General features: G+C 72.4%; 19 protein-coding genes. 2 read left to right on the top strand and 17 right to left on the bottom strand.

The window, feature by feature from the left end; all coding sequences use genetic code 11:
• Positions 1-29: 29 nt before the first annotated feature.
• From KME79_RS04300 to pyrR, 17 genes are all read right to left on the bottom strand, one after another.
• The gene (locus KME79_RS04300) at positions 30-1,349 is read right to left on the bottom strand and encodes a hypothetical protein (RefSeq protein ID WP_148032715.1); all 1,320 of its coding nucleotides are present in this window, start codon (positions 1,347-1,349) and stop codon (positions 30-32) included.
• Between the two features lie 37 nt (positions 1,350-1,386).
• Positions 1,387-2,892 carry a serine/threonine-protein kinase gene (locus KME79_RS04295; protein ID WP_219543392.1) on the bottom strand — a complete coding sequence of 502 codons (1,506 nt, stop codon included), beginning with the start codon at positions 2,890-2,892 and terminating at the stop codon, positions 1,387-1,389.
• 49 nt (positions 2,893-2,941) lie between these two features.
• Entirely contained in the window at positions 2,942-5,317 is a 2,376-nt protein-coding gene (locus KME79_RS04290) for a primosomal protein N' (protein WP_219543391.1), read from the bottom strand.
• Positions 5,318-5,958: 641 nt separating this feature from the next.
• Positions 5,959-7,146: a methionine adenosyltransferase gene (gene metK, locus KME79_RS04285; protein ID WP_219543390.1), complete on the bottom strand. Its 1,188-nt coding sequence runs from the start codon at positions 7,144-7,146 to the stop codon at positions 5,959-5,961.
• A gap of 344 nt (positions 7,147-7,490) precedes the next feature.
• Positions 7,491-7,817 (bottom strand): hypothetical protein, encoded by a 327-nt coding sequence (locus tag KME79_RS04280; protein WP_246639248.1) that lies wholly within the window; start codon positions 7,815-7,817, stop codon positions 7,491-7,493.
• Between the two features lie 184 nt (positions 7,818-8,001).
• Positions 8,002-9,198 (bottom strand): bifunctional phosphopantothenoylcysteine decarboxylase/phosphopantothenate--cysteine ligase CoaBC, encoded by a 1,197-nt coding sequence (gene coaBC / locus KME79_RS04275; RefSeq protein WP_219543389.1) that lies wholly within the window; start codon positions 9,196-9,198, stop codon positions 8,002-8,004.
• Between the two features lie 8 nt (positions 9,199-9,206).
• Positions 9,207-9,476 carry a DNA-directed RNA polymerase subunit omega gene (rpoZ, locus tag KME79_RS04270; protein WP_049577463.1) on the bottom strand — a complete coding sequence of 90 codons (270 nt, stop codon included), beginning with the start codon at positions 9,474-9,476 and terminating at the stop codon, positions 9,207-9,209.
• A 6-nt stretch (positions 9,477-9,482) separates the two neighbouring features.
• Positions 9,483-10,124, bottom strand: a complete 642-nt coding sequence (gmk, locus tag KME79_RS04265) for a guanylate kinase (protein ID WP_148034746.1) — start codon at positions 10,122-10,124, stop codon at positions 9,483-9,485.
• A 69-nt stretch (positions 10,125-10,193) separates the two neighbouring features.
• On the bottom strand, positions 10,194-10,517 hold the full coding sequence (gene mihF, locus KME79_RS04260) for an integration host factor, actinobacterial type (RefSeq protein WP_148032721.1): 324 nt from the start codon (positions 10,515-10,517) through the stop codon (positions 10,194-10,196).
• Positions 10,518-11,883: 1,366 nt separating this feature from the next.
• The gene (pyrF, locus tag KME79_RS04255) at positions 11,884-12,582 is read right to left on the bottom strand and encodes an orotidine-5'-phosphate decarboxylase (RefSeq protein ID WP_148032722.1); all 699 of its coding nucleotides are present in this window, start codon (positions 12,580-12,582) and stop codon (positions 11,884-11,886) included.
• The gene (locus KME79_RS04250) at positions 12,579-13,562 is read right to left on the bottom strand and encodes a dihydroorotate dehydrogenase (protein WP_148032723.1); all 984 of its coding nucleotides are present in this window, start codon (positions 13,560-13,562) and stop codon (positions 12,579-12,581) included. The genes pyrF and KME79_RS04250 overlap by 4 nt, the downstream gene beginning before the upstream one ends.
• Before the next feature lie 6 nt (positions 13,563-13,568).
• Positions 13,569-14,435 carry a dihydroorotate dehydrogenase electron transfer subunit gene (locus KME79_RS04245; protein WP_246639286.1) on the bottom strand — a complete coding sequence of 289 codons (867 nt, stop codon included), beginning with the start codon at positions 14,433-14,435 and terminating at the stop codon, positions 13,569-13,571.
• Positions 14,436-14,457: 22 nt separating this feature from the next.
• Positions 14,458-17,745 (bottom strand): carbamoyl-phosphate synthase large subunit, encoded by a 3,288-nt coding sequence (gene carB, locus KME79_RS04240; protein WP_219543387.1) that lies wholly within the window; start codon positions 17,743-17,745, stop codon positions 14,458-14,460.
• Positions 17,732-18,838, bottom strand: coding sequence for a glutamine-hydrolyzing carbamoyl-phosphate synthase small subunit (gene carA / locus KME79_RS04235; protein ID WP_219543386.1), 1,107 nt, complete (start codon positions 18,836-18,838; stop codon positions 17,732-17,734). The genes carB and carA overlap by 14 nt, the downstream gene beginning before the upstream one ends.
• A complete protein-coding gene (locus KME79_RS04230; protein ID WP_219543385.1) occupies positions 18,835-20,127 on the bottom strand; it encodes a dihydroorotase in 1,293 nt (430 codons plus the stop codon). The genes carA and KME79_RS04230 overlap by 4 nt, the downstream gene beginning before the upstream one ends.
• Before the next feature lie 64 nt (positions 20,128-20,191).
• Positions 20,192-21,109, bottom strand: a complete 918-nt coding sequence (locus tag KME79_RS04225; protein ID WP_148032728.1) for an aspartate carbamoyltransferase catalytic subunit — start codon at positions 21,107-21,109, stop codon at positions 20,192-20,194.
• Positions 21,106-21,651 (bottom strand): bifunctional pyr operon transcriptional regulator/uracil phosphoribosyltransferase PyrR, encoded by a 546-nt coding sequence (gene pyrR, locus KME79_RS04220; protein ID WP_148032729.1) that lies wholly within the window; start codon positions 21,649-21,651, stop codon positions 21,106-21,108. The genes KME79_RS04225 and pyrR overlap by 4 nt, the downstream gene beginning before the upstream one ends.
• A gap of 149 nt (positions 21,652-21,800) precedes the next feature.
• On the opposite strand from pyrR, the gene KME79_RS04215 reads away from it, so the two are divergent.
• Both KME79_RS04215 and arcC read left to right on the top strand, forming a co-directional pair.
• Positions 21,801-23,039 (top strand): arginine deiminase, encoded by a 1,239-nt coding sequence (locus KME79_RS04215; RefSeq protein WP_148032730.1) that lies wholly within the window; start codon positions 21,801-21,803, stop codon positions 23,037-23,039.
• Positions 23,040-23,042: 3 nt separating this feature from the next.
• The gene (gene arcC / locus KME79_RS04210) at positions 23,043-23,978 is read left to right on the top strand and encodes a carbamate kinase (protein ID WP_219543384.1); all 936 of its coding nucleotides are present in this window, start codon (positions 23,043-23,045) and stop codon (positions 23,976-23,978) included.
• Position 23,979 lies beyond the last annotated feature (1 nt).

Below are 23,979 nucleotides of genomic sequence, written 5' to 3'. Positions count from 1 at the left end.
ACTCCGTTTCTTCGAGGGATCAGCTCAGTTTAGTGGGCGAACGAGCGAGCCTTCATCGCCGCTTTGCGCGCGGCCTTGACGACGGCCTCGTCGCCGTGGGCGCGGGCGAGCATGTCGAGCACGGCGACGGTGTCGGGGTGGCCGACGGAGGGCATCTCGGCGACGAGGCGGATGAGGTCCTCGCGGGGTTCGGGCGTGTCGAGCCGGTCGGCGGCGTGACCGGACAGATGCATGAGGGCGGCCAGCGAGTCGACGGCGATCCAGGTGTGGTCCTCAGGGCTGAGCGGGGGCGCGTCGAGGTCGCGGATGTGCAGCCAGGAGGCGGCGTAGCGGCGCATGAGCGGCAGATCGAGCGCCTCGCGCAGGGGCGACTCGGCCTCGGGGCCGAGCTCCTCCAGGACGGCTCCCACCGCGCCGCGCCGGCCGGCGGTGCCCTCGGCGGCGATGGCGATCAGCTCGCGCGCGGCCTCCTCGGGCGGGCGGCGCTCCAGCCACCCCGCCACCGCGCTCTGCGTGGCGGACCCGCTGACCAGGGCGTCGACCAGCTCGGCCGCGGTCAGGTCGGCGAACACCTCGACCTCCGCGGAGGTGGGCGCGTCGTGGCCCTCGCGCAGCAGGTCGCGCCTGATGGCCCAGACGCCGAGCGGGGTGAGCGCGGTGCGGCCGGCGGCGGTCTGCTCGACCACGCCGCAGTAGGCCAGCAGTGACAGCGCCTGCAGCAGCTCGCCGGGCAGGTCGGCGGCCATGCGGCGCATCCCGGTCTCGCCGGGGGCGCAGGCGACCTCGTGGGACTGCAGGATGCCGCGGGCCAGGTTGGCGACCGCGACGCCGGACCGTACGGAGTAGATCGTGGCGAGCATCTCGGCCAGGTGGCCGTCGACGACGGCGGAGCCGGTCAGGCCCTCGTCCGCGCGGTCGAGGACGTCCATGACCACGCCGTCCCAGAACTCGAGCGTGGCCTCGACGGTCAGCCGCTGCGGCAGCGGACCGCGGGAGGCGCGGCCGCCGAGGATCTGGAGCAGGCCGGTGTTGACGGCGACGATCCAGACGAGGCGCAGGCGGGAGGGGTCGAGCCCGAGCTCGGCGGCGGCGGCCGCGGCGTCGGCCTCGGTCGGCAGGCCCTCGGGGGTGACGGGGCGGGTGCCCGTCCAGCCGGCCAGGCGCACCGCGTCGGCGACGAGCGGCACCTGGGGAACCGCCCTCGCCAGCTCGGCGTCGTCGGCCAGAGTGACAGGCGGGAAGGTGAGCGCCTCGTGCTCCACGGGCGTCTCCTCAGGCGGCCCCGGCGGAGCGGCCTGCTCATCGATCAGCTTGCGCAGCTCGGCGAGGTCGAAGACGTTGTTTGCCACCCACGAAACTTACTGCACGTGAGTCACAGAGGCGTACTCAACGGATGGCCCGCGAGCGTGCCTTGAACGCGGCCTTGCGCGCGGCCTTGGCCGTCGTGGTGTCGGGCAGCGAGCGCCCGAGCAGCTCCAGGACCTCGACCACGTCGGGATGGTCCACCTGCCACATCTCCTCGATCAGGTGGGCGGGCGGACCAGAGGCGCCCATGTTCTCGGCGAAGATCTCGGGAGCCTCCTGGGCGTGCGGCATCGCCAGCGCGAGCATGTCGACGCTGACCCAGAGAAGCTCGTCGTGGGTGAGGTGCGGGGCGGGCAGGCCGCGCGAGATGAGCCAGTGGATGGCGTGCGGCCGGAGCTCGGGGTCGTCGAGGCCGCCGCGCACCGCGGGCTCGGCCCCGGCGCCGAGCCGGTCGACGATGGTGACGGCGATCCCACGGGCGACGGCGGGCGCGCCCGAGGCGGCGTCGAACAGCTCGGCCGCGGCCTCCTCGGGGCTCCTGGCGGCCAGCCAGCGGTCGATGTCGGACTCGGCCAGCTCGGCAGGCACGCCGTCGAGCAGCCCTTCGATGAGCCCGCGCGCGTCGGCCTCGGCCAGGTCGGGCGCCTGCGGCGCGTCGAGTCCGAGCGCGAGGTAGTGCTCGCGCAGCGCCCACACGGCGGCGGGGGTGAGCCCGGCCGCAGGGTGGGCGCCGTCTCCGGTGAGGCGTACGAGGCCGCACCAGGCGAGGCGGGCGAGCACGGCGGGCACGTCCACCTCGTCCTCGACGAGCTCCTCCAGGTATTCGCCGATCACCTCGGCGGGCACCGGGGCCTGCACCCGGTAGAGCATGTCGAACAGGTCGTAGAGCTCCTCGTCGACGCCCGCCGAGCCGGTGACCCCGCCGCCCGTGTCGCCCTCCATCAGGTGGGCCACGACGGCCGCCCACCTGCCCAGCGGGTCGCCGGGCGCGCGCAGCCCTTCCAGGTAGGGGACCGCGCCGCGGTCGAGCGCGGCCAGGAGCGGGACGCCGCGCAGCTCCGCCTCCAGCTCCTCGGGCGCGGCCGGCCGGACGGCGGGACGCGGGGTGCAGCCGGGGCAGTCGCAGGGCGCCTCCCCCAGATCGGGCACCTCACCGGACGGGATGGCGATGGACTGCTCCAGGGATTCGGGCCCGATGGAGCTGAACAGGCTCTTGGCCATGCCGAAGTTGGCCGTGTCGGCCAGGGCGTCGGGCATGCGGGTCTCGATGTCGGCCAGCCGCTCGCGCATGGCGGCGGCGGTCTCGTCGCCGACCTCGCCCGACTCCTGCAGGTAGCGGACGAGCGTGCGCCCGGCGGCCACGGTCTCCTCGGCGCTCTCCGGGGGCGCGATGACCTTGCGCGGATAGATGGACAGCAGCAGCTCGTCGAACGTGGCGGGCGTGAAGTCGGCGAGCTTGTTGACGTTCAGGTAGTCGCTGGCGTAGTCGCAGAGCAAGCGGACCTCGTCCGCGTCCACCTCGACGCCCCGGGCGCGCCCCCAGGCGCGCAGGTCGTCGATGGCCGAGTTCACCCATTCGATCGACACACAGGCACGCTAACGGCTGGCTTACGGATGAGCGAATCGGGGAAACGGTCTAAATCAGGTCGAGGGGGTCGACACACACCTTCACCACCTCTGCTGCCTTTCTCGCGGCACGCACCCCGCTGGCCCCTTTGAGCGCGGCGGCCAGAGCGGCACCTCCGCCGCGCGGCACCCGTACCATGGCGCGTTCCCGGCCCGCGTCGTCGACCGGCACCGGGCCGAGCACCTGCGCTCCCCCGGGCAGGCGGGACTCCTCCAGCATCTGCCGCACGGCCGAGGCGGCGCCGGTGAGCGTGGCCATCCGCACCGCGGGCGGGAAGCCCAGCTCGGCGCGGTCGGCGAGTTCGCGTTCTGCGTGCGTGACCGGGTCCCAGCGCACCAGCGCCTGCACGGCGGGCAGCGCGGCGTCGGCGAGCACCACGAGCTCGGCGGCCGGGCGGAGCAGGGCGGCGGCGTTCATCCACCGGCGCACCGCCTCCTCCCCCGCCCGCAGGTCGGCCCGGCCCAGCAGCGCCCACCCGTCGAGCAGCACGGCCGCCGCGTACCCGCCCTCGGCGACCGGCTCCGCCCCCGGCGTGGCCACCACCAGCGCGGGACCGGCGGGCAGCCGGGCCAGCACCCCGTCCCGCCCCGACGTCCGCACCGGCACCGACGGGAACGCCCTGCCCAGCTCCTCCGCGGTGCGCCGGGCTCCCACCACCACGGCACGCAGCCGGTGGCTCCCGCAGGCCGGGCACTTCCAGGCGGCGTCGACCCGCCCGCACCAGCGGCAGTAGGGCGCCGCATGCCCGGTGCGCAGCGCCAGCGGCCCGTGACAGAACTCCTCGGCCCCCCGGCCCCCCTCCCCAGGCCCCGCCTCCCCGCCGTCGAGCCCGCCGCGACGCGCCCCGTCCGGAGCCGGTGCTTCCCCGCCATGACGTGAGCCACCCGGAACCGCGTCCCGCGACCCGACACCCGCTTCTCCGCCGTCGGGCACGCCACGGCGTGACCCGCCCGGAGCCGCGTCCCGCGACCCGCGCCCCGCCTCGCCGTACGTGTCCTGACGCGATCCGGCCGCGCCCTCCCCGGTCTCCTCGTACGGGAGCTGTCCCTCACCGGAGGGCGGGCCGGCCCATTCCAGGGCGCTCATGCGGGTCGGCGGGAGGGCGCACCGGGCGGGGGCGCGGCAGTGCGCGCACGCCAGCGCGGGCAGGTATCCCCGTCTGGGGACCTGCACCAGGACGGGCCCGTGTTCCAGGCCCTGACGCAGCACCCGCCACGCCACGCTGGGCAGCCTCGCCGCCCGCGCCGCCTGGTCCCTGGCCAGCTCGGCGTCCTCCCCCGCGGCGCGCACGCGCGGCGCCCTGCGCCTGATCTCCTGCCTCGCGGCCACGATCGGCCGCGCCCACCGGGCCGCGATGAGCTGTGTGGCCTCGGCCGTACGCGCGTACCCGCCGATCAGCATGGCCGCGCCGGTCCGGTGCGCGCGCAGCCCGAGCACCTCACGGGCGTGCGGGTACGGGGCCAGGCGTTCGGCGTGCAGGTCGTCCCCGTCGTCCCAGACCGCCACCAGCCCGAGCCGTTCGACGGGCGCGAACATCGCCGCCCGCGTGCCCACCACCGCCCGCGCCTGCCCGCGCAGCACGCTCAGCCACCGCCGGTACCGCTCGGCCGGGCCCAGGTCCGAGGTGAGCGCCACGTGCCGTCCGGGCCCCAGCGCCCGGCTGAGCTCCTCGTCTAGCAGCGCCACATCCTTGCCGTCGGGCACCACGGCCAGCGCGCCCCTGCCCCCTTCCAGGGTCGCCCGCACCGCTTCGGCGAACCCCGTCGCCCATCCGCCCCCGCCGGGCAGCGCCGTCCACACCGCACGCGGCGCCCTCCCGTTGCGCAGCGCGTCGATGAACGACGGGCCCATCGGATACTCCGCCCACGTCCCCGCATCGGGAACATCCTGGGGTTCGGGCTCCCGCTCGGACGCGGCCTGCTCGCCGGAGGTCTCGGGAACGGGGCGGGTGGCGGCCTCCGTCCTGGCGTGGCGGGGCGGGATCGCGAGGCGGAGGACGTCGCCCAGCGTGCCCGCGTAGCGGTCGGCCACAGCCCTGGCCAGCCCCGCGACCTCGGGCGTCAGCACCTGCTCAGGTGAGACGACGCGTTCGAGCGGCGTCAGCTTGCCCGCGTGGTCGCTCTGACCGGCCCGCTCCAGCAGGAACCCGTCGACCAGCTTGCCCGCGAACCGCACCCGCACCCGCACCCCCGGCCGCGCCGTGTCGTGCATGGCGGCGGGCACCAGGTAGTCGAACGGCCGATCCAGGTGGGGCAGCGGGTTGTCCACCGCCACCCGGGCGACGGGCAGCTCGGCGGCGGGGACGACGGCTCCCTTGGCCCCTTTCGGCGACGCCGCGGGCCGCACGGCGTCGAGCGGCAGGAGCGCGTCGTCGGAGTCGGTCACGCACTACGTCTACCAGACGCGACGGCCGGGAACGCCCGCCCCTTCCCCCAGACCTGCCTGCCCCGACCAGCCCTCGTCCAAGGACCCCACTCGGGAGCGGGCGCCGATCCTGGCCGTGACCCGACGGCGAGGACGAAGCAAGCCGGGCGGCGCAGCCTCGCGGTCAGCCGCTCATGACAGGGTGGCCGCGCGGAGGCATTAAGGGGATGGACTTCCTTCGACGGCGCGGACCCTGCACGAACGGTCGCGCACATCACATGATCCGCCCGCCGCGACATCGCGGGGCAGACCACGGAGACGGCGGCATCGAACCGCACGACAGAGCCCGAGCCCCGAAGGAGCTTCCCTCAGTCCCACCGAGCACCGAAGGCGCGACGAACCTGGCGGAAGCACCCCTACGCCGAAAGCACGAGAGCGACCCGGTTGCATCGAGCGCCGAAGGCCCGGCATCCGTTCGGGAGCGCCGGGCGCAGGCCGGAAGCAACCCTCCCGCCGCACGACGCACAGGACGGAAACAACCTTCCCGGAGCGCCAGGCACAGGACCGGAGCAACCCTTACAGAACGCCAGGCCCGGGAAGGGAGGCGGCCCTGCGGGAGCGCCTGCGCCGGGAGGGCGCGGGAGCTCCCGAGGTGCCGGGTGTCAGAGGCCGGCGGCCGTGCGGAGGGTCTCGGCGCGGTCGGTGGACTCCCAGGAGAAGCCCTCGCGGCCGAAGTGGCCGTAGGCGGCGGTCTCGGAGTAGATCGGCCGCAGCAGGTCGAGGTCGCGGATGATCGCCGCGGGACGCAGGTCGAACACGTCGAGGACGGCCGTCTGGATCTTCTCCACCGGCAGCTTCTCGGTGCCGAAGCACTCGACGAACAGGCCGACGGGCTCGGCCTTGCCGATCGCGTACGCGACCTGGACCTCACAGCGGTCGGCGAGCCCGGCGGCCACGACGTTCTTGGCGACCCAGCGCATGGCGTAGGCGGCCGAACGGTCGACCTTGGACGGGTCCTTGCCGGAGAACGCGCCGCCACCGTGACGGGCCGCGCCGCCGTAGGTGTCGATGATGATCTTGCGACCGGTGAGGCCGGCGTCGCCCATCGGGCCGCCGATCTCGAAGCGGCCGGTCGGGTTGACCAGCAGGCGGTAGCCGTCGGTCTCGATGTCGAGCCCCGTGAGCACGACGTCGACGACGTGCTCCTTGATGTCGGGGGTCAGCATCTCCTTGAGGTCGATCTCGGCGGCGTGCTGGGTGGAGACCACCACGGTGTCGAGCCGGACCGGCCGGTCGCCGTCGTACTCGACCGTGACCTGGGTCTTGCCGTCGGGGCGGAGGTAGGGCACGGTGCCGGACTTGCGGACCTCGGACAGTCGCAGGGCCAGGCGGTGGGCGAGCATGATCGGCAGCGGCATCAGCTCGGGCGTCTCGCGGCAGGCGTAGCCGAACATCAGGCCCTGGTCGCCCGCGCCCTGGCGGTCGAGCTCGTCGACGTCACCCTCGACGCGGTGCTCGTAGGCGTCGTCGACACCCTGGGCGATGTCGGGCGACTGCGCTCCGATGGACACCGACACGCCGCAGGAGGCGCCGTCGAAGCCCTTGTAGGAAGCGTCGTAGCCGATCTCCAGGATCTTCTCCCGGATGACGCCGGGAATGTCGACATAGGTCTCGGTCGTCACCTCGCCCGCGACGTGGACCTGGCCGGTGGTGATCATCGTCTCGACGGCGACCCGGCTCTTGTGGTCGTCCTTGAGCATGGCGTCCAGGATCGCGTCACTGATCTGGTCGGCGATCTTGTCCGGATGGCCCTCGGTGACCGACTCGGAGGTGAACAGGCGACGTGACAACTCAGTGGCTCCTCATGCAGCGGCTGCTGACGGATTTAAGGGCTCAAGACGGGTTGGCACGCCAGAGCCTCGCAGAAGTCTAGCCGTACCCGGCGCCTCGCCGCGAAACCGTCCACGATCGTTACGCCGGGGATCCCTCCTGCGCGGCCCATGCCACGCTCCAGCGGTTCCGCTCCATCGGGCGTGTCACCGCGGGCGGTGGTCCCGCAGGCACTCCGCGAGCGCTCGGCCCGCCCGGCGGCGAGGCGGCCGACCGCGTACGGACGAAGGAGCCAGCGTACGAACGAAGGAGCCCGCGTACGGACGAGGGAGCCAGCGTACGTACGAAAAGGAGCCCGCCCCGGTCAGAGGTGGGGAAGGGGATCCGGGGGAAGCGTCTCGGGCGCGAACACCTCCGCGTCGGCGGCGGCGACCACGGCGGCGTATTCGTCGTCGAACTCGAAGGTCATCTCCCCCAGTTCGATGACGGGCCCCGGCGCCAGCGTGATCGGCCCGAGCCGCGTGTCGCGCGGGTACATCGCGTACACCGAGATCGGCCGGTCGCCGCGGAACATCCGCGTGGACAGCACCGCCACGGCCAGGTCCGTGACCACGATCAGGAAGTTGGCCGAGCCGCCCGGCCCGACGGACAGCGCGGGGAACACGTAGCGGATCGCGCCTTTGTGTCCCATAACAGTCCTGCAGCGGTCTCTGACAGCAGAATTCACCGGCATGCCGCCCCCCTTCGCCCCAGTATCAGCAGGCATTCCGGAAAGCTGCAACAGGTGATAGGGCAATCGTTCTAACCCATTTGTCCCGTACGTCCCGCGCGTAGGAACGGTCACCTTCCCCGGCGCCGCACGGGCGGAAAAGAGATCAGCGCAGCCGGGGGGCGACGGCGTCCCAGACGGCGTCGGCGATGTCGTCCTTGGGACCGCGCGGGACCTCGACCGGCTCGCCCCCCGCCACCAGGATGGTGGCCGCGTTGTCGGGGGTGCCGAAGGCGAGACTCTCGCCGACCTCGTTGACGACGAGCAGGTCGCAGCCCTTGCGGGCGAGCTTGGCCTGGCCGTTGGCGAGCACGTCGTGGGTCTCGGCGGCGAACCCGACGAGCACCCGGGGCGAATCCCCGCCCCGTTCTTTGCGTCGGCTGCCCAGCTCGGCCAGGATGTCGGGGTTCTTGGCCAGGTGGATGGGGGCGGGCTCGCCGTCCGTCTTCTTGATCTTGGCGTCGTGGCGCTCGGCGGGCCGGAAGTCGGCGACCGCGGCGGCCATCACCACCACGTCGGCGTCGTCGGCCGCGGCGAGCACCGCCTCCCGCAGCTCGGCGGCCGACCCGACGCGCACGACCGCGGCGCCGGCCGGGTCGGGCAGCGTCACGTTGGCGGCCACCAGCGTCACCTCGGCGCCCCTGGCCACGGCGGTGCGCGCGAGCGCGTACCCCTGAAGGCCGGAGGAGCGGTTGCCGATGTAGCGGACCGGATCGATGGCCTCGCGGGTGCCGCCGGCGGAGACGACGACCCTGCGGCCGGCGAGGTCGAGCGGGCGGCCGCGCAGCGCGCGCACGCAGACCTGGAAGATCTCGGCGGGGTCGGGCAGCCGTCCGGGGCCCGTGTCGGCGCCGGTGAGCCGGCCGACGGCCGGGTCGATCACGACCGAGCCGCGCTCGCGCAAGGTGGCGACGTTGGCGCGGGTGGCCGGATGCTGCCACATCTCGGTGTGCATCGCGGGCGCGAACACCACCGGGCAGCGCGCGGTCAGCAACGTGTTGGTGAGCAGGTCACCGGCGAGCCCGTGGGCCGCCTTGGCCAGCACGTCGGCCGTGGCGGGCGCGACCACGACGAGGTCGGCCGCCTGGCCGATGCGCACGTGGGGCACCTCGTGGACGGACTCCCAGACGTCGGTCGTCACCGGGTTGCCCGACAGGGCGGCCCAGGTGGGCTCTCCGACGAACCTCAGGGCGTCGCGGGTGGGGACCACCCGCACCTCGTGCCCGGATTCGGTGAACAGGCGCAGCAGCTCACACGCCTTGTAGGCGGCGATGCCGCCACTGACACCAAGAACGACCTTCATCGAAAGGGTCAGGCCGCGCCTTCGATGGGCTCGGCGTTGAGCAGGCCTTCGGAGACCTCGCGCAGCGCGATCGACAGCGGCTTCTCCTGCGCGTGGGTCTCGACCAGCGGACCGACGTATTCGAGGAGGCCCTCGCCGAGCTGCGAGTAGTAGGCGTTGATCTGGCGGGCGCGCTTGGCACCCATGATCACCAGGGAGTACTTGCTGTCGACGATGTCGAGCAGCGCGTCGATCGGCGGGTTGGTGATGCCCTCAGCGACCGGGGCAATTCCTGCCACGATTGATCAGACCTCTCGGTTGGTGGTTGCGGTGACCCCCTGAGGGTCAGTCATCAAGGCTATCAGCCGGTGGCACACGAGTTTGACGTCCGTGTTAACGAGTGAGAGGTCGAACTCCTTCTCGGCCGCCATCTCGATCCGCCCGGCGTCCAGGCGGCGGGCGATGACGTCCTCGGGCTCGGTGCCGCGGCCGCGCAGCCGCTTCTCCAGCTCGGCCCAGCTGGGCGGGGCCAGGAAGATCAGCAGCGCCTCCGGCATGCTGCGCCGCACCTGCCGGGCGCCTTCGAGGTCGATCTCCAGCAGGGTCGGCACGCCGGCGGCCAGCTTGTCGAGCACGGGCCGGCGCGGCGTGCCGTAGCGGTTGCCCGCGAACTCCGCCCACTCGAGCAGCTCGCCCCGCTCCACGAGCCGGTCGAACTCCTCGCCGTCGACGAAGAAGTAGTGGACCCCGTCCACCTCGCCCGGACGGGGTCGCCTGGTGGTCACCGAGACCGACAGCCACACCTCGGGGTGCGCCCGCCGGAGCTCGGCTACGACCGTTGACTTGCCCACGCCCGACGGCCCCGACAGGACCGTCAGCCGCCTCTCGCTCGAGGGGAGGAAGTCTCCGACTCCACTTCCGGCTCCGGCCGCCTCGTGGGCCGTCACACCGCCGGACCAGGACCTGTCGGCCACTTCCTACCCCCCGTCGAACCAGCGCTTCCTGTGGAATCGAGATTAGCTCTCGTTGCCACCGAACTCGCGCTCGAGGGAGGCCCTCTGGTTCGCGCCGAGGCCCCGCACGCGGCGGGACTCGGCGATGGCAAGCTTCTCCATCAGCTGCTTGGCGCGGACCTTGCCCACGCCGGGAAGCGATTCCAACAATGCCGACACCTTCATCTTGCCGATGACGTCGTCGGTCTGCCCATCCTTGAGCACCTCGGCCAGAGAAACCGCGCCATGCTTGAGCCGGTTCTTGACCTCGGCACGCTCTTTACGGGCCTTTGCAGCCTTCTCCAGGGCTGCGGCGCGCTGCTCGGGGGTCAGGGGAGGAAGAGCCACGCCGGGTCACCTCGAATTTCTGTCGATGTACTCGGACGGGAAGGGAAACTAGCTGGTCATCGCCCCCTTAGCAACGCCAAGAGCGGTTTCTCTCGCCACAAAATCCACTTCATCACTTTGGGTGACCGTAAAATCACACAGTGCTGATCAAATCGCCTCCACTTCCCTGTTCTCGACCGCGCCCCCGGAGGTCGCGAGGGGCGCTACGATGATCACGTACGGAGCCGCCGGCCATGTCCGAAAGCGGGGCTGACCTGTGTCCGAAACCTGGACCGTGCCATGCCCGGCGGGGTCCGGCGGCGGTCCGGCACGGCGTTGACGATCTCGGCTCCCGAGGCTGTCGCGCCGCACCCCCTCACGCCCCTCCCCCGCCATCCGGAGCTCCCTTGTGGAATCGCGTGTCAAGACCGCCCGCAGCACGCCTCCGGTACGCCGCATCACCCCGTCCCCCTACGAGAACCTCCGGCGCCCCGCCTTCTACGCGAGCCCGCGCGTGCCTTCAGACAAGACGCTCCCGCACCCCAACAGAATCGCCCGCCATGCGGGAAGCCACAGGGCATCAGGTCCTACGGCCCTTCGACGCGCGGGCCATCAAACAAGAGACCTCCCAGTCACCCGGAGATCGGGGGGCCACCTGCTCACGCGGCCTTAAGCACTCACCACCGATGGTGTCCGCCCCACGGTGAGGGGCGGCGGAGGTGCTCATACGGGCGCTACCGGCCGCCGTACGCCCGTCAGCATGCGGCGCGGCTTGCGCAGCGGAGAGAGGCGGCCCTCATTCCGTGAAGAACGCCGCAAGGGCGCCCGGCTTCAGGCCCGTACGGGCAGCACCGGCCGACAGCCGCCCACCGGCCGTCAGGCGTGGCTGGTGCAGCGAAGGGAGGCGACCTCCGGGCGCCCCGCCATCAACGCGAACCCCCGCGAGCCCTCAGACAAGACACCTCCCGCACCCCCACAGAATCGCCCGCCATGCGGGAGCACCCGGTCTTCCGAAGCGCGGGCCTCAGACCAGTCACCCAGCTCGCAAACCCGCATGCGGGGACCGCGGGGCCGCCCGCTCACACAGCCTTAGGCGCTCAACGCCGGTGGGGTCCGCCCTTCGGTGAAGGACACGGCGGCCGTGCCGTCCGGGGCGCCACCGGCCGCCGTACGCCCCTCAGCATCAGGCCTGGCTGGCACGGCGGAAAGAGGCGGCCCCCTCCTTCCGTGACGGACACGGCAAGGCCGCCCGACTGCGGGCCCGTACGAGCAACTCCGGCCGACAGCCGCCCAACGGCAGTCAGGCGCGGCGGAGAGGCGGTCCGCCATCCCGTGAAGGACGCGACAGGGCTGCCCGCCTGACGGCTCGTACGAGCGGCGCCGGATGTCAGGCGTGGCTGGTGCGGCGGAGGGAGGCGGCGATGGCGGCGGCCGCGGCGCCGGGGTCCGGGGAGCCGGTGATGGGCCGTCCGATCACGAGGAGGTCGGCACCGTCGGCGAGGGCGCGTTCGGGGGTGGCGACCCGGGCCTGGTCCTGGGTGGCCGCTCCGGCCGGCCGGACGCCTGGGGTGATGAGGGTGATGTCGTCGCCCACCTCGGCGCGGACCGCGCGCAGCTCGTGCGGTGAGCAGACCAGCGCGGTGGCGCCCGCCGCCACGGACAGGGCGGCCAGGCGGCGGACCGCGTCGGACGCCGGCCCGGCGAGGCCGATGCGTTCCAGGTCTTCCTCGGCGAGCGAGGTGAGCACGGTGACGGCGGCGATCTGGGTGTGCGGGGCCGCCTCCACCGCCGCGCGGATCATGGCGGGGCCACCGGCGGCGTGCACGGTCAGGATGGAGGGCCGCAGCCGGGCGACGGCCCCGGCGGCCCCCGCGACGGTGTTGGGGATGTCGTGCAGCTTGAGGTCGAGGAAGACCCTGACCCCACTGGCCCCGCGCACGGAGGCGATCACGTCGGGCCCGTAGCGCAGGTAGAGCTCCAGGCCCACCTTCACCGTGGTGACGTGCGGGGTCACCAGCCCGGCCCACCGGGCGGCGGTCTCCAGGTCGGGGGCGTCGAGGGCGACGGCGATGGGTGCGGGAGTCAAGAGGTGCTCTCCTCGGTGTCGACGAGCAGGTGCCGGGCGGCGCCGCCCGGCGGGCGGTGGGCCAGGCCGACCGCGTCGGCCAGCCGCTGGAAGCCGCGCGCCTGCAGCAGGTCTTCGAGCTCGCGCTCGATGCGCAGGCAAGCGTACGGGTCGTTGAACAGCGCCGTGCCCACCCCGACCGCGCAGGCGCCGGCCAGGACGAGCTGGAAGGCGTCCCTGCCCGTCATGACGCCGCCGACGCCGATGAGCGGGACGCCGGGCAGCGCGGCGTGCACCTGCCAGACGCAGCGCACGGCGAGCGGCAGGATGGCGGGGCCGGACAGCCCGCCGGTGACGGCGGCCAGCGACGGCCGCAGCGTCTCGGTGTCGATGGCCATCCCGAGCGGGTTGTTGATCATGCAGAGGGCGTCGGCGCCGGCGTCGACGCAGGAGCGGGCGACGGCCACGATGTCGGCCACGTCGGGGGCCAGCTTGGCGACGACCGGGACGTCGTAGCGCATGATCGACCGGACGGAGGCGATCACCTCGGCGGCGGTGCCGCCCTCGCGGGCGAAGACGCGGCCGCGGTCTTCCATGTTGGGGCACGACAGGTTGACCTCGAGCGCGGTCACGCCGGGCGCGTCGGCCAGCCTGCGGGCCAGCTCGGAGTATTCGGCGACGGAGCCGCCGCCGATCGACACGATGGTCCTGATGCCGCGCTGGGCCAGCCAGGGCAGCTCGCGTTCGAGGAAGACGTCGATGCCCGGCCCCTGCAGGCCGACGGCGTTGAGCATGCCGGAGGGCGTCTCGGCCATCCGGGGCGTGGGCCGCCCGGCGCGCGGCGCCATGGTGACCGAGCGCGTGGTGAGCGCGCCCAGCCGGTGCAGGTCGAAGAACTGGGCCAGTTCACGGCCCGCTGAGGCGCAGCCCGCCGCCGTGGTGACCGGGTTGGCCAGCTCCACGTGGGCGAGGAAGGTGCGCATGTCGACGGCCACGGCCATCACCCGCTATCCGGCATGGCGGGCACCGCCTCCGGGGGCGCCGAGCGCGTCGAACGGGATCGTCCCGACGTCCTCGAAGCGCACCCGCTCACCGCGGAACACCGGGCCCTCGGCGCAGGCGCGGACCATCCGGGTGGCGCCGTCGTCACCGATGACCGGCAGCACGCACGTCATGCAGACGCCGATGCCGCATGCCATGGACTCCTCGACCGCCACCTGGACGGGGATGTCGAACTCCATCGCGACGGCCGTGACGGCGCGCAGCGACTCCATCGGCCCGCACGCGTAGACGGCGTCGGCCCGCGTGTCGGCGATCACCGACGGGAGCGCGTCGGTGACCCTGCCGCGCAGCCCGAGCGAGCCGTCCTCGGTGGTCAGCGTGGTGGTCTCGGCCAGGCGCCGGGCCCGCATGGCCCCGAACACCCGGTCGGCGCTGGCCGCGCCGAGCACGAAGTCGACCCGGCAGCCTCGCTCCAGCAGCATGTCGGCCAGCGGGAACAGCACGGCCGAGCCGTACTCGGCGCCGACCAGCACGCAGTGGACCGGGTCGCGCGGCAGCGGGAACGGCCGTCCGAGCGGCCCGACCAGGTCGAGCGTGTCGCGGGCGCGGCGCTCGGCCAGCCACGCGGTGCCCGGGCCGCGCACGGTGAAGACCAGTTCGACGGTGCCGCCGTAGTCGGCCTTGACGTCGTGGACGGTCAGGGCGCGCCGCGTCACCATGGACGAGTGCGCGCCCCCGACCGCGACGGAGACGAAGTGGCCGGGGCGGTGACGCTCGGCGATGCCGGGCGCCACCACGGTCAGCGCATGGTAGGCGTCGACCCGGCGCGTCGTCAGCACCGTGCCCGTCACCTGCACCGGAGTGCCGGCCAGTCTGCTTCACCTCCCGGGGGTGTCAGCCCCGTAGTGCCTTCGCGTGCTCCTGGAGGGACCGTACGCCGACGTCGCCCCGCACGATGGCCTGGATGCCGGCCGCGGCGGCGGCGAGCCCCGCCACCGTGGTGATGCACGGGATGCCGCGCAGCACGGCGGCCGTGCGGATCTCGTAGCCGTCGAGCCGCGACCCGGCCTGGCCTGGACTGTCGAACGGGGTGTTGACGATCAGGTCGATCTCCCCGTCGAGGATGGCCTGCACGCTGGTGGGTTCACCTCCTGGACCGGTCCCCTCGCCGTGCTTGCGCACGATCTTGGCATGGACGCCGTTGCGGCGCAGCACCTCGGCGGTGCCCTCGGTGGCGAGGATCTCGAAACCGAGGTCGGCCAGCGCCCTCACAGGGAAGATCATGGCACGCTTGTCCCTGTTGGCCACGGATACGAACGCGCGTCCCTTCGTCGGGAGTTCGCCGTAGGCGGCCGCCTGGGACTTGGCGAAGGCCACGCCGAAGAACGCGTCGATGCCCATGACCTCGCCGGTGGAGCGCATCTCGGGCCCGAGCACGATGTCGACGCCGTGGAACCGGTTGAACGGCAGCACCGCCTCCTTGACCGCGATGGACGCGTCCAGGGGGAGCGTGCCGCCGTCGCCCCCGGCCGGGAGCATGCCCTCGGCGCGCAGCTCGCGCAGCGTGGCGCCGAGCATGATCCGGGCCGCCGCCTTGGCCAGCGGCACCGCGGTCGCCTTCGACACGAACGGGACGGTGCGGCTGGCGCGCGGGTTGGCCTCCAGCACGTACAGCACCCCGGCCGAGATCGCGTACTGGACGTTGAGCAGGCCCCGCACGCCGACGCCGCGGGCGATGGACTCGGTGGCGGTGCGGATGCGCTTGATGTCGGCGCTGCCCAGCGTGATGGGCGGCAGCGCGCACGCCGAGTCGCCGGAGTGGATGCCGGCCTCCTCGATGTGCTCCATCACGCCGCCGAGGTAGAGCTCCTCGCCGTCGTAGAGGGCGTCGACGTCGATCTCGACGGCCTCGTCCAGGAACTTGTCGACGAGCACCGGGTGGCCGCCCTCCTGGGCGGCCATGTAGCGGGTGAGCGTCTCGTCGTCGTACACGATGGCCATGCCGGCGCCGCCGAGCACGTACGAGGGACGCACGAGCACCGGGTAGCCGATGTCGGCGGCGACCTCGACGGCCCCGGCGACGGTGGTGGCGACGCCGTGCCTGGGCGCGGGCAGCCCGGCCTCGGCCAGCACCCGCCCGAACGCGCCGCGTTCCTCGGCCAGGTGGATGGACTCGGGCGAGGTGCCGACGACGGGCACGCCGGCGTCCTTGAGCGCCTGGGCCAGGCCGAGCGGCGTCTGCCCGCCGAGCTGCACGATGACGCCGGCGACGGGGCCGGTCTGCTGCTCGGCGTGCACCACCTCCAGGACGTCCTCCAGGGTGAGCGGCTCGAAGTAGAGCCGGTCGGAGGTGTCGTAGTCGGTGGAGACGGTCTCCGGGTTGCAGTTGACCATGACGGTCTCGAACCCGGCCCTGGACAGCTCGAAGGAGGCGTGCACGCACGCGTAGTCGAACTCGATGCCCTGGCCGATGCGGTTGGGCCCGGAGCCGAGGATGATCACCTTCTGCCGGGTGCCGGTCGGGACCTCGCTCTCCTCGTCGTAGGTGGAGTAGAGGTAGGGCGTCTTGGCGGCGAACTCGGCGGCGCAGGTGTCGACGGTGTTGTAGACGGGCCGCAGGCCGAGCGCGTGGCGCAGGTCGCGGACGCGGGCCTCGTCGATGCCCCGGATCTCGGCGATCTGGGCGTCGCTGAAGCCGTGGCTCTTGGCCGTGGCCAGCACGTCGGCGGTCAGCTCGGGCGCGCCGACGACGGCGCGGGCCTGCTCGTCGAGCTGGTAGAGCTGGTCGAGGAACCACGGGTCGATGCCGGTGGACTCGTAGAGCTCCTCCACCGTGGCGCCGGCCCTGATGGCCTGCTGCACGGTGCGCAGCCGGCCGTCGTGCGGAGTGCCGGCGGCGGCCAGCAGCTCGTCCTTGGCGCCGGGGTCGCCGGTCCAGGAGAAGGAGGAGTCCTTCTTCTCCAGCGAGCGCAGCGCCTTCTGCAGCGCCTCGGTGAAGGAGCGGCCGATGGCCATGGCCTCGCCCACCGACTTCATGTGGGTGGTGAGGGTGCGGTCGGCGCCGCTGAACTTCTCGAACGCGAACCGGGGGACCTTGACCACGATGTAGTCGAGGGTGGGCTCGAAGGAGGCCGGGGTCTCCTTGGTGATGTCGTTGGGGATCTCGTCGAGCGTGTAGCCGATGGCCAGCTTGGCGGCGATCTTCGCGATCGGGAAGCCGGTCGCCTTGGAGGCCAGCGCCGAGGAGCGCGACACGCGCGGGTTCATCTCGATGACGATCATCCGGCCGGTGCGCGGGTCGACCGCGAACTGGATGTTGCAGCCGCCGGTGTCGACGCCGACCTCGCGGATGACCGCGATGGCCACGTCGCGCATGTTCTGGTATTCGCGGTCGGTGAGGGTGAGCGCGGGCGCGACGGTGACGCTGTCTCCGGTGTGGACGCCCATCGGGTCGATGTTCTCGATGGAGCACACGATGACCACGTTGTCGTTCTTGTCGCGCATCACCTCAAGTTCGTACTCCTTCCAGCCGAGGATGGACTCCTCCAGGAGCACCTCGGTGGTCGGGGAGGCGTCGAGCCCGGCCCCGGCGATGCGCCGCAGGCCCGCCTCGTCGTAGGCGAACCCGGACCCGGCGCCGCCCATGGTGAACGACGGCCGCACGACCAGCGGGTAGCCCAGCTCTCCGGCCCCGGCCAGCACCTCGTCCATGGTGTGGCAGATGACCGAGCGGGCCGACTCGGCGTTCAGGCCGCGCTCGGCGGCGACCTTGGCGACGATCTCCTTGAACCGCTCGCGGTTCTCGCCCGCCTGGATGGCGTCGAAGTCGGCGCCGATCAGCTCGACCCCGTAGCGCTCCAGGACGCCCGCCTCGTGCAGCGCGACCGCGGTGTTGAGCGCGGTCTGGCCGCCGAGGGTGGGCAGCAGCGCGTCGGGCCGCTCCTTGGCGATGATCTTCTCGACGAACTCGGGGGTGATCGGCTCGACGTAGGTGGCGTCGGCGAACTCGGGGTCGGTCATGATCGTGGCCGGGTTGCTGTTGACCAGGATCACCCGGAAGCCCTCGGCCCGCAGCACGCGGCAGGCCTGGGTGCCCGAGTAGTCGAACTCGCACGCCTGCCCGATCACGATCGGCCCGGAGCCGATCACCAGCACGGACCTGATGTCGTCACGCTTGGGCACGGTTCATGACCTCGCAGAACTCGTCGAACAGGTAAGCGGCGTCGTGGGGCCCGGCGGCGGCCTCGGGGTGGTACTGGACGCTGAAGGCGCGCCCGTCGAGCAGGCGCAGGCCCTCCACGCAGCGGTCGTTGAGGTTGACGTGGCTGACCTCGGCGAGCCCGTAGGGGGTCTCGAACGGCCCGCCGAGCGGCGCCTCGACGGCGAACCCGTGGTTGTGGGAGGAGATCTCCACCTTGCCGGTGCGGACGTCCTGGACCGGCTGGTTGACGCCGCGGTGGCCGTAGCGCAGCTTGTAGGTGGACAGGCCGAGCGCCCGGCCGAAGAGCTGGTTGCCGAAGCAGATGCCGAAGAACGGGACCTTCGCCTCCAGCACCTTCCGCAGCGCGCTCACGTCGGCGGTCGCCGGGTCGCCTGGGCCGTTGGAGAAGAACACGCCGTCGGGGCCGACGGCCATCATGTCGTCGAAGGTGGCGGTGGCGGGCAGCACGTGCACCTCGCAGCCGCGCTCGGCCATCCGCTGCGGGGTCATGGCCTTCATGCCGAGGTCGATCGCGGCCACGGTGTACAGCTTCGGCCCGATCGCGGGCACGACGTACGGCTCGGTGGTGGCGACCTCGCCGGTCAGGTCGGCGCCCACCATCGAAGGCGCCGTGCGCACCCGCTCGACCAGTTCCTCGACCGGCCTCGCCGGGCGGGAGAAGATGCCGGCCCGCATGGCGCCGCGCTCGCGCAGGTGGCGGGTCAGCGCGCGGGTGCCGGGGATGGCGATGCCGACGACGCCCTGGTCCTTCAGGTAGTCGCCGAGCGAACGGGTGGCCCGCCAGTTGGACACCACCCGCGACGGCTCGCGCACGACGTAACCCGCGACCCAGACGCGGCCGGACTCCGGGTCCTCGTCGTTGACGCCGGTGTTGCCGATGTGCGGGGCGGTCATGGCGACGATCTGGCGGTGGTAGGACGGGTCGGTGAGCGTCTCCTGGTAGCCGGTCATGCCGGTGTTGAAGACCATCTCGCCGAACGTCTCGCCTTCGGCGCCGTAGGAGGTTCCGTGGAAGACGCGACCGTCCTCCAGTACGAGCACGGCTCTGGTCACACCAGCTTCCCTTCGAGGACGGTGGGCTTGCCGCGCAGGAACGTCGCCACCACCCGCCCGGGCAGGGTCAGCCCGGTGTAGGGGGTGTTGCGGCTCCTGGAGGCGAAGGACGACGGGTCCACCGGGCTGCGGTGGGAGGGGTCGTAGAGGGTGAGGTTGGCGGGGGCGCCGGCCTCGATCGGGTGGCCGTGGCCGGTCAGCCGGCCGATGCGGGCGGGAGCGTACGACATGCGCTCGGCGACGCCGGGCCAGTCGAGCAGGCCGGTGTCGACCATGGTCTCCTGCACCACGCTGAGCGCGGTCTCCAGGCCGATCATGCCCATGGCGGCGGCCGACCACTCGCTCTCCTTGTCCTCCACCGGGTGGGGGGCGTGGTCGGTGGCGACGACGTCGATCGTGCCGTCGGCGAGGGCCTCGCGCAGCGCCTCGACGTCGGCGCGGGTGCGCAGCGGCGGGTTGACCTTGTAGATGGGGTTGTAGGCGCCGACCGGCGAGTCCTCGACCAGCTCGTCGGTGAGCAGGAGGTGGTGGGGGGTCACCTCGGCGGTGACGTCCCAGCCCTTGGACTTGGCCCAGCGCAGGATCTCGACCGACCCGGCGGTGGAGACGTGGCAGACGTGCAGGCGGGAGCCGACGTGCGCGGCCAGCAGGCAGTCGCGGGCGATGATCGCCTCCTCGGCGACGGCGGGCCAGCCGGTGAGGCCGAGCCGGCCGGAGACGACGCCCTCGTTCATCTGCGCGCTCTCGGTGAGCCTGGGCTCCTGGGCGTGCTGGGCGACGACTCCGTCGAACGCCTTGACGTACTCCAGGGCGCGGCGCATGAGCACCGCGTCGGAGACGCACTTGCCGTCGTCGGAGAAGACGCGGACGCGGGCCGCGGAGTCGGCCATCGCGCCCAGCTCGGCGAGCTGGCGGCCCTCCAGCCCGAGGGTGACGGCGCCGACGGGCTGCACATCGCAGTGGCCGTGCTCGTGGCCGAGCCGCCACACCTGCTCGACCACGCCGGCCGTGTCGGCGACCGGGGAGGTGTTGGCCATGGCGTGCACGGCGGTGTAGCCGCCGCGGGCGGCCGAACGGGTGCCGGTCTCGACGGTCTCGGCGTCCTCGCGGCCGGGCTCGCGCAGGTGGGTGTGCAGGTCGACGAGGCCGGGCAGGGCGATCGCGCCGCCGCCGTCGATCTCCTCTCCCCCGCCGGTCAGGCCCGCGCCGACCTCGGCGATGACGCCGTCGCCGACGCGGACGTCGACCGGCTCACCGCCCAGGATGCGTACGTTACGGATGATCATCATGCCTCCTTCGTCGGCACGACGATCATGATGATGCTGTGCCTATTTGTTCGCTCGCTTCGCTCACTCACGCTGTGTCTCCCCCGAGTAGCAGATAGAGCACGGCCATGCGGATGGTCACCCCGTTGGCGACCTGCTCGACGATGGTCGAGCGCGGCGAGTCGGCCACCTCGGCGGCGATCTCCATGCCCCGGTTCATCGGGCCGGGGTGCATCACGATGGCGTCGTCGGGCATCTTGGCGAACCGGTCGCGGTCGAGGCCGTAGCGGCGGGAGTATTCGCGCTCGCTCGGGAAGTAGGAGGCGTTCATCCGCTCCTTCTGCACCCGCAGCATCATGACCGCGTCGGACTTGGGCAGCACGGCGTCGAGGTCGTACGAGACCGCGCACGGCCAGATGTCGACCGCGACGGGCAGCAGGGTGGGCGGCGCCACCAGCGTGACCTCGGCGCCGAGGGTGTGCAGCAGCAGCACGTTGGAGCGGGCGACCCGGCTGTGGAGCACGTCGCCCACGATGGCGATCTTGCGCCCGTCGAGGCCGCCCAGGCGGCGGCGCATCGAGAAGGCGTCGAGCAGCGCCTGGGTGGGGTGCTCGTGGGTGCCGTCGCCGGCGTTGACCACGCTGCCGTGGACCCAGGTGGCCAGCCGGTGGGGGGCGCCGGAGGCGGCGTGACGGATCACGACGGCGTCGGCGCCCATCGCCTCCAGGGTGAGCGCGGTGTCCTTGAGCGACTCTCCTTTGGAGACGCTGGACCCTTTGGCCGAGAAGTTGATCACATCCGCGGACAGCCGCTTCGCCGCCGCCTCGAAGGAGATGCGGGTCCGGGTCGAGTCCTCGAAGAACAGGTTGACGACCGTGCGGCCGCGCAGCGTGGGCAGCTTCTTGATGGAACGTTCCGAGACCCTCGCCAGCTCCTCGGCGGTGTCGAGGATGAGCAGCGCGTCGTCACGGGTGAGGTCGCCGGCGGAGATGAGGTCGCGGTTCACCTGGCGTCCCCCTTCCTGAGGATCACGGCGTCGCGTCCGTCGGTCTCCCGCAGGGACACCTTCACCTTCTCGCTCTTGGCCGTGGGAAGGTTCTTGCCGACGTAGTCGGCGCGGATGGGCAGCTCGCGGTGGCCGCGGTCGACCAGGATGGCGAGCTGGACGGCGGCCGGGCGCCCGAACTCGCTGAGCGCGTCGAGCGCGGCGCGGACGGTGCGGCCGGAGTAAAGGACGTCGTCGACGAGCACCACGATCTTGCCGTCGACGCCGTCGGGCGGGAGATCGGTGCGGCCGAGCGGCCGGGCGGGGCCCTGGCGCAGGTCGTCGCGGTGCATCGTGATGTCGATCGAGCCGACGGGGATCTTGACCCCTTCGAACTGCTCGATGCGCTCCCCGAGCCGGCGGGCGAGGGTCACGCCGCGGGTGGGGACGCCGATCAGGACGACTTCGTCGGCGCCTTTGGTGCGTTCGAGGATCTCATGGGCGATGCGGGTCAGCGCCCGATGGATGTCCGGGCCCTCGAGAACGGCCCTGGATTCGGACATGCCGGAATCTCACCACCTTTCCCGCCTCACTGGACGGGTCTTAAAGGGTGTTGGTCGCGACACACAGTACCAGGCGCCACCTGCCGGAACGGGACGCCCCACCCCGCCGATCGAGGTGATCCCGGGACGAGCCTGGGGATAGAGACACAATGACCTTCCATGTGGACTCCGAGGTGGGCGCCCTCCGGCAGGTGCTGCTGCACCGGCCCGACCTCGCGCTGAAGCGGCTCACGCCTTCCAACAAGGAAGCGTTCCTGTTCGACGAGGTGCTGTGGGTGCAGCGGGCGGTGGAGGAGCACGAGGAGTTCCAGCGGGTGCTGCGCGAGCGGGGCGTGCGGGTCCATCTGCTGGACGAGCTGATCAGGGAGACGGTCGAGATCCCCGAGGCGCGCCGCCACATCCTGGACAAGACCGTGGACGAGCGCTTCCTCGGCCCGCTGGCGGTCGACGACGTGCGCAACACGCTGGACGCGATGGACGCGGCCACCCTGCAGCTGTTCCTGACCGGCGGCATCACCAAGCGGGACCTGCTCGAACGCGACTGCGACCCCACGTCGGTGGCCTACCACTCGCTCGACGACGACGACTTCGTGCTGCCGCCGCTGCCCAACCACCTGTTCACCCGCGACCCGTCCTGCTGGGTGTACGACGGGGTGTCGGTCAACGCGATGCGCAAGAAGGCCCGGATGCGCGAGACCGTGCACATGGAGGCGGTCTACGCCTTCCACCCGATGTTCGCCTCCGGCTTCGACCGGCCGGGCGGCTTCCGGGTCTGGCTGCCGGGGCAGGCGATCGCGCCGGCCACGATCGAGGGCGGCGACGTGCTGGTGATCGGGCGCGGCGCGGTGCTGGTCGGGATGAGCGAGCGCACCCAGCCGCAGACGGTCGAGATGCTGGCCAGGCGGCTGTTCCGGACGGGCTCGGCGAGCCGGATCGTGGCGCTGCGGATGCCCCGCACCCGCGCGTTCATGCATCTGGACACGGTGATGACGATGGTGGACGTCGGCGTGTTCACCAAGTACGCGGGCCTCGGCATGCTGCCCTCCTACACGATCGAGCCCGGCGACACCGAGAAGGAGCTGAAGGTCACCGACCACCCGCCGCGCGACATGCACCGGGCCATCGCCCGCGCCCTGGACCTCGACGACATCAAGGTGCTCACCGCCACCCAGGACGTCTACGCCGCCGAGCGGGAGCAGTGGGACGACGGCTGCAACGTGCTGGCCGTCGAGCCCGGCGTGGTGATCGCGTACGAGCGCAACACCACCACGAACAACCACCTGCGCCAGAACGGCGTCGAGGTGATCACCATCCGCGGGAGCGAGCTGGGGCGCGGCCGGGGCGGCCCGCGCTGCATGAGCTGCCCCCTCGAACGGGACGGGATCTGAGCCGTGCGGGTCATCGTCGCGCTGGGAGGCAACGCGGTCCTGCGGCGAGGGCGGCGGCCCGACGCCGACACGCAGATCGCCGAGGTGAACTCCTCGATCAGGACACTGGCCGGGCTCGCGGCCGGGCACGAGCTGATCATCACCCACGGCAACGGACCCCAGGTCGGCATGCTGGCCCTGCAGAGCGCCGCCGACCCCGGCCTGAGCCGGCCCTACCCGTTCGACACGCTGGTCGCGCAGACCCAGGGCATGATCGGCTACTGGATCCTGCAGGCCCTGCAGAACGCGCTGCCCGGCCGGCAGGTCATCGCCATGGTCACGCAGACGCTCGTGTCGGCCGTCGACCCGGCCTTCCGCGACCCCGCCAAGTTCGTCGGGCAGGTGTACGAGCGGGACGAGGCCGAGAAGCTGGCCCGCGAGCACGGCTGGACGGTCAAGCCCGACGGGGAGCACTGGCGGCGGGTGGTCCCCTCCCCCACCCCGCAACGGGTCGTGGAGACCCGGCTGATCCGCCGGATGGCGCGCGAGGGCGTGGTGGTGGTCTGCGCGGGCGGTGGCGGCGTCCCGGTGATCCGCGACGAGCGCGGCCGGCTCACCGGCGTCGAGGCGGTCGTCGACAAGGACCTGACCGCATCGCTCCTGGCCGAGGCGCTGGAGTGCGACGCGTTCCTGAGCCTGACCGACGTGCCCCGCGTGATGCGCGACTTCGGCACCCCGCGTGAGTCCGGGATCGCGCACACCACCCCGCACGAGCTGCGCGCGCTGGACCTGCCGGCCGGGTCGATGGGCCCCAAGGTGGAGGCGGCCTGCCGGTTCGTGGAGCACACCGGCGACATGGCCGCCATCGGCCGGCTCGACCAGGCCGAGCGGATCCTGGCCGGCGACGCCGGCACGATCGTGACGCCCAACGCGCGCTGGCCGCGGACCGGCACACTCTAGG

This window comes from Nonomuraea harbinensis (assembly GCF_019396385.1).
Lineage (GTDB): Bacteria > Actinomycetota > Actinomycetes > Streptosporangiales > Streptosporangiaceae > Nonomuraea > Nonomuraea ferruginea.
Note: the sequence above shows the minus strand (reverse complement) of the source record. Positions and strands in the feature narration are given on the sequence as shown.

Excerpts from the sequence above, each read along its gene's own strand:
- KME79_RS04280 (WP_246639248.1), bottom strand. The coding sequence starts at position 7,817 with ATGGGACACAAAGGCGCGATCCGCTACGTGTTCCCCGCGCTGTCCGTC.
- coaBC (WP_219543389.1), bottom strand. The coding sequence starts at position 9,198 with ATGAAGGTCGTTCTTGGTGTCAGTGGCGGCATCGCCGCCTACAAGGCG.
- KME79_RS04250 (WP_148032723.1), bottom strand. The coding sequence starts at position 13,562 with ATGGCCGTGGCCGTCGACATGCGCACCTTCCTCGCCCACGTGGAGCTG.
- KME79_RS04230 (WP_219543385.1), bottom strand. The coding sequence starts at position 20,127 with ATGATGATCATCCGTAACGTACGCATCCTGGGCGGTGAGCCGGTCGAC.
- pyrR (WP_148032729.1), bottom strand. The coding sequence starts at position 21,651 with ATGTCCGAATCCAGGGCCGTTCTCGAGGGCCCGGACATCCATCGGGCG.
- KME79_RS04215 (WP_148032730.1), top strand. The coding sequence starts at position 21,801 with ATGACCTTCCATGTGGACTCCGAGGTGGGCGCCCTCCGGCAGGTGCTG.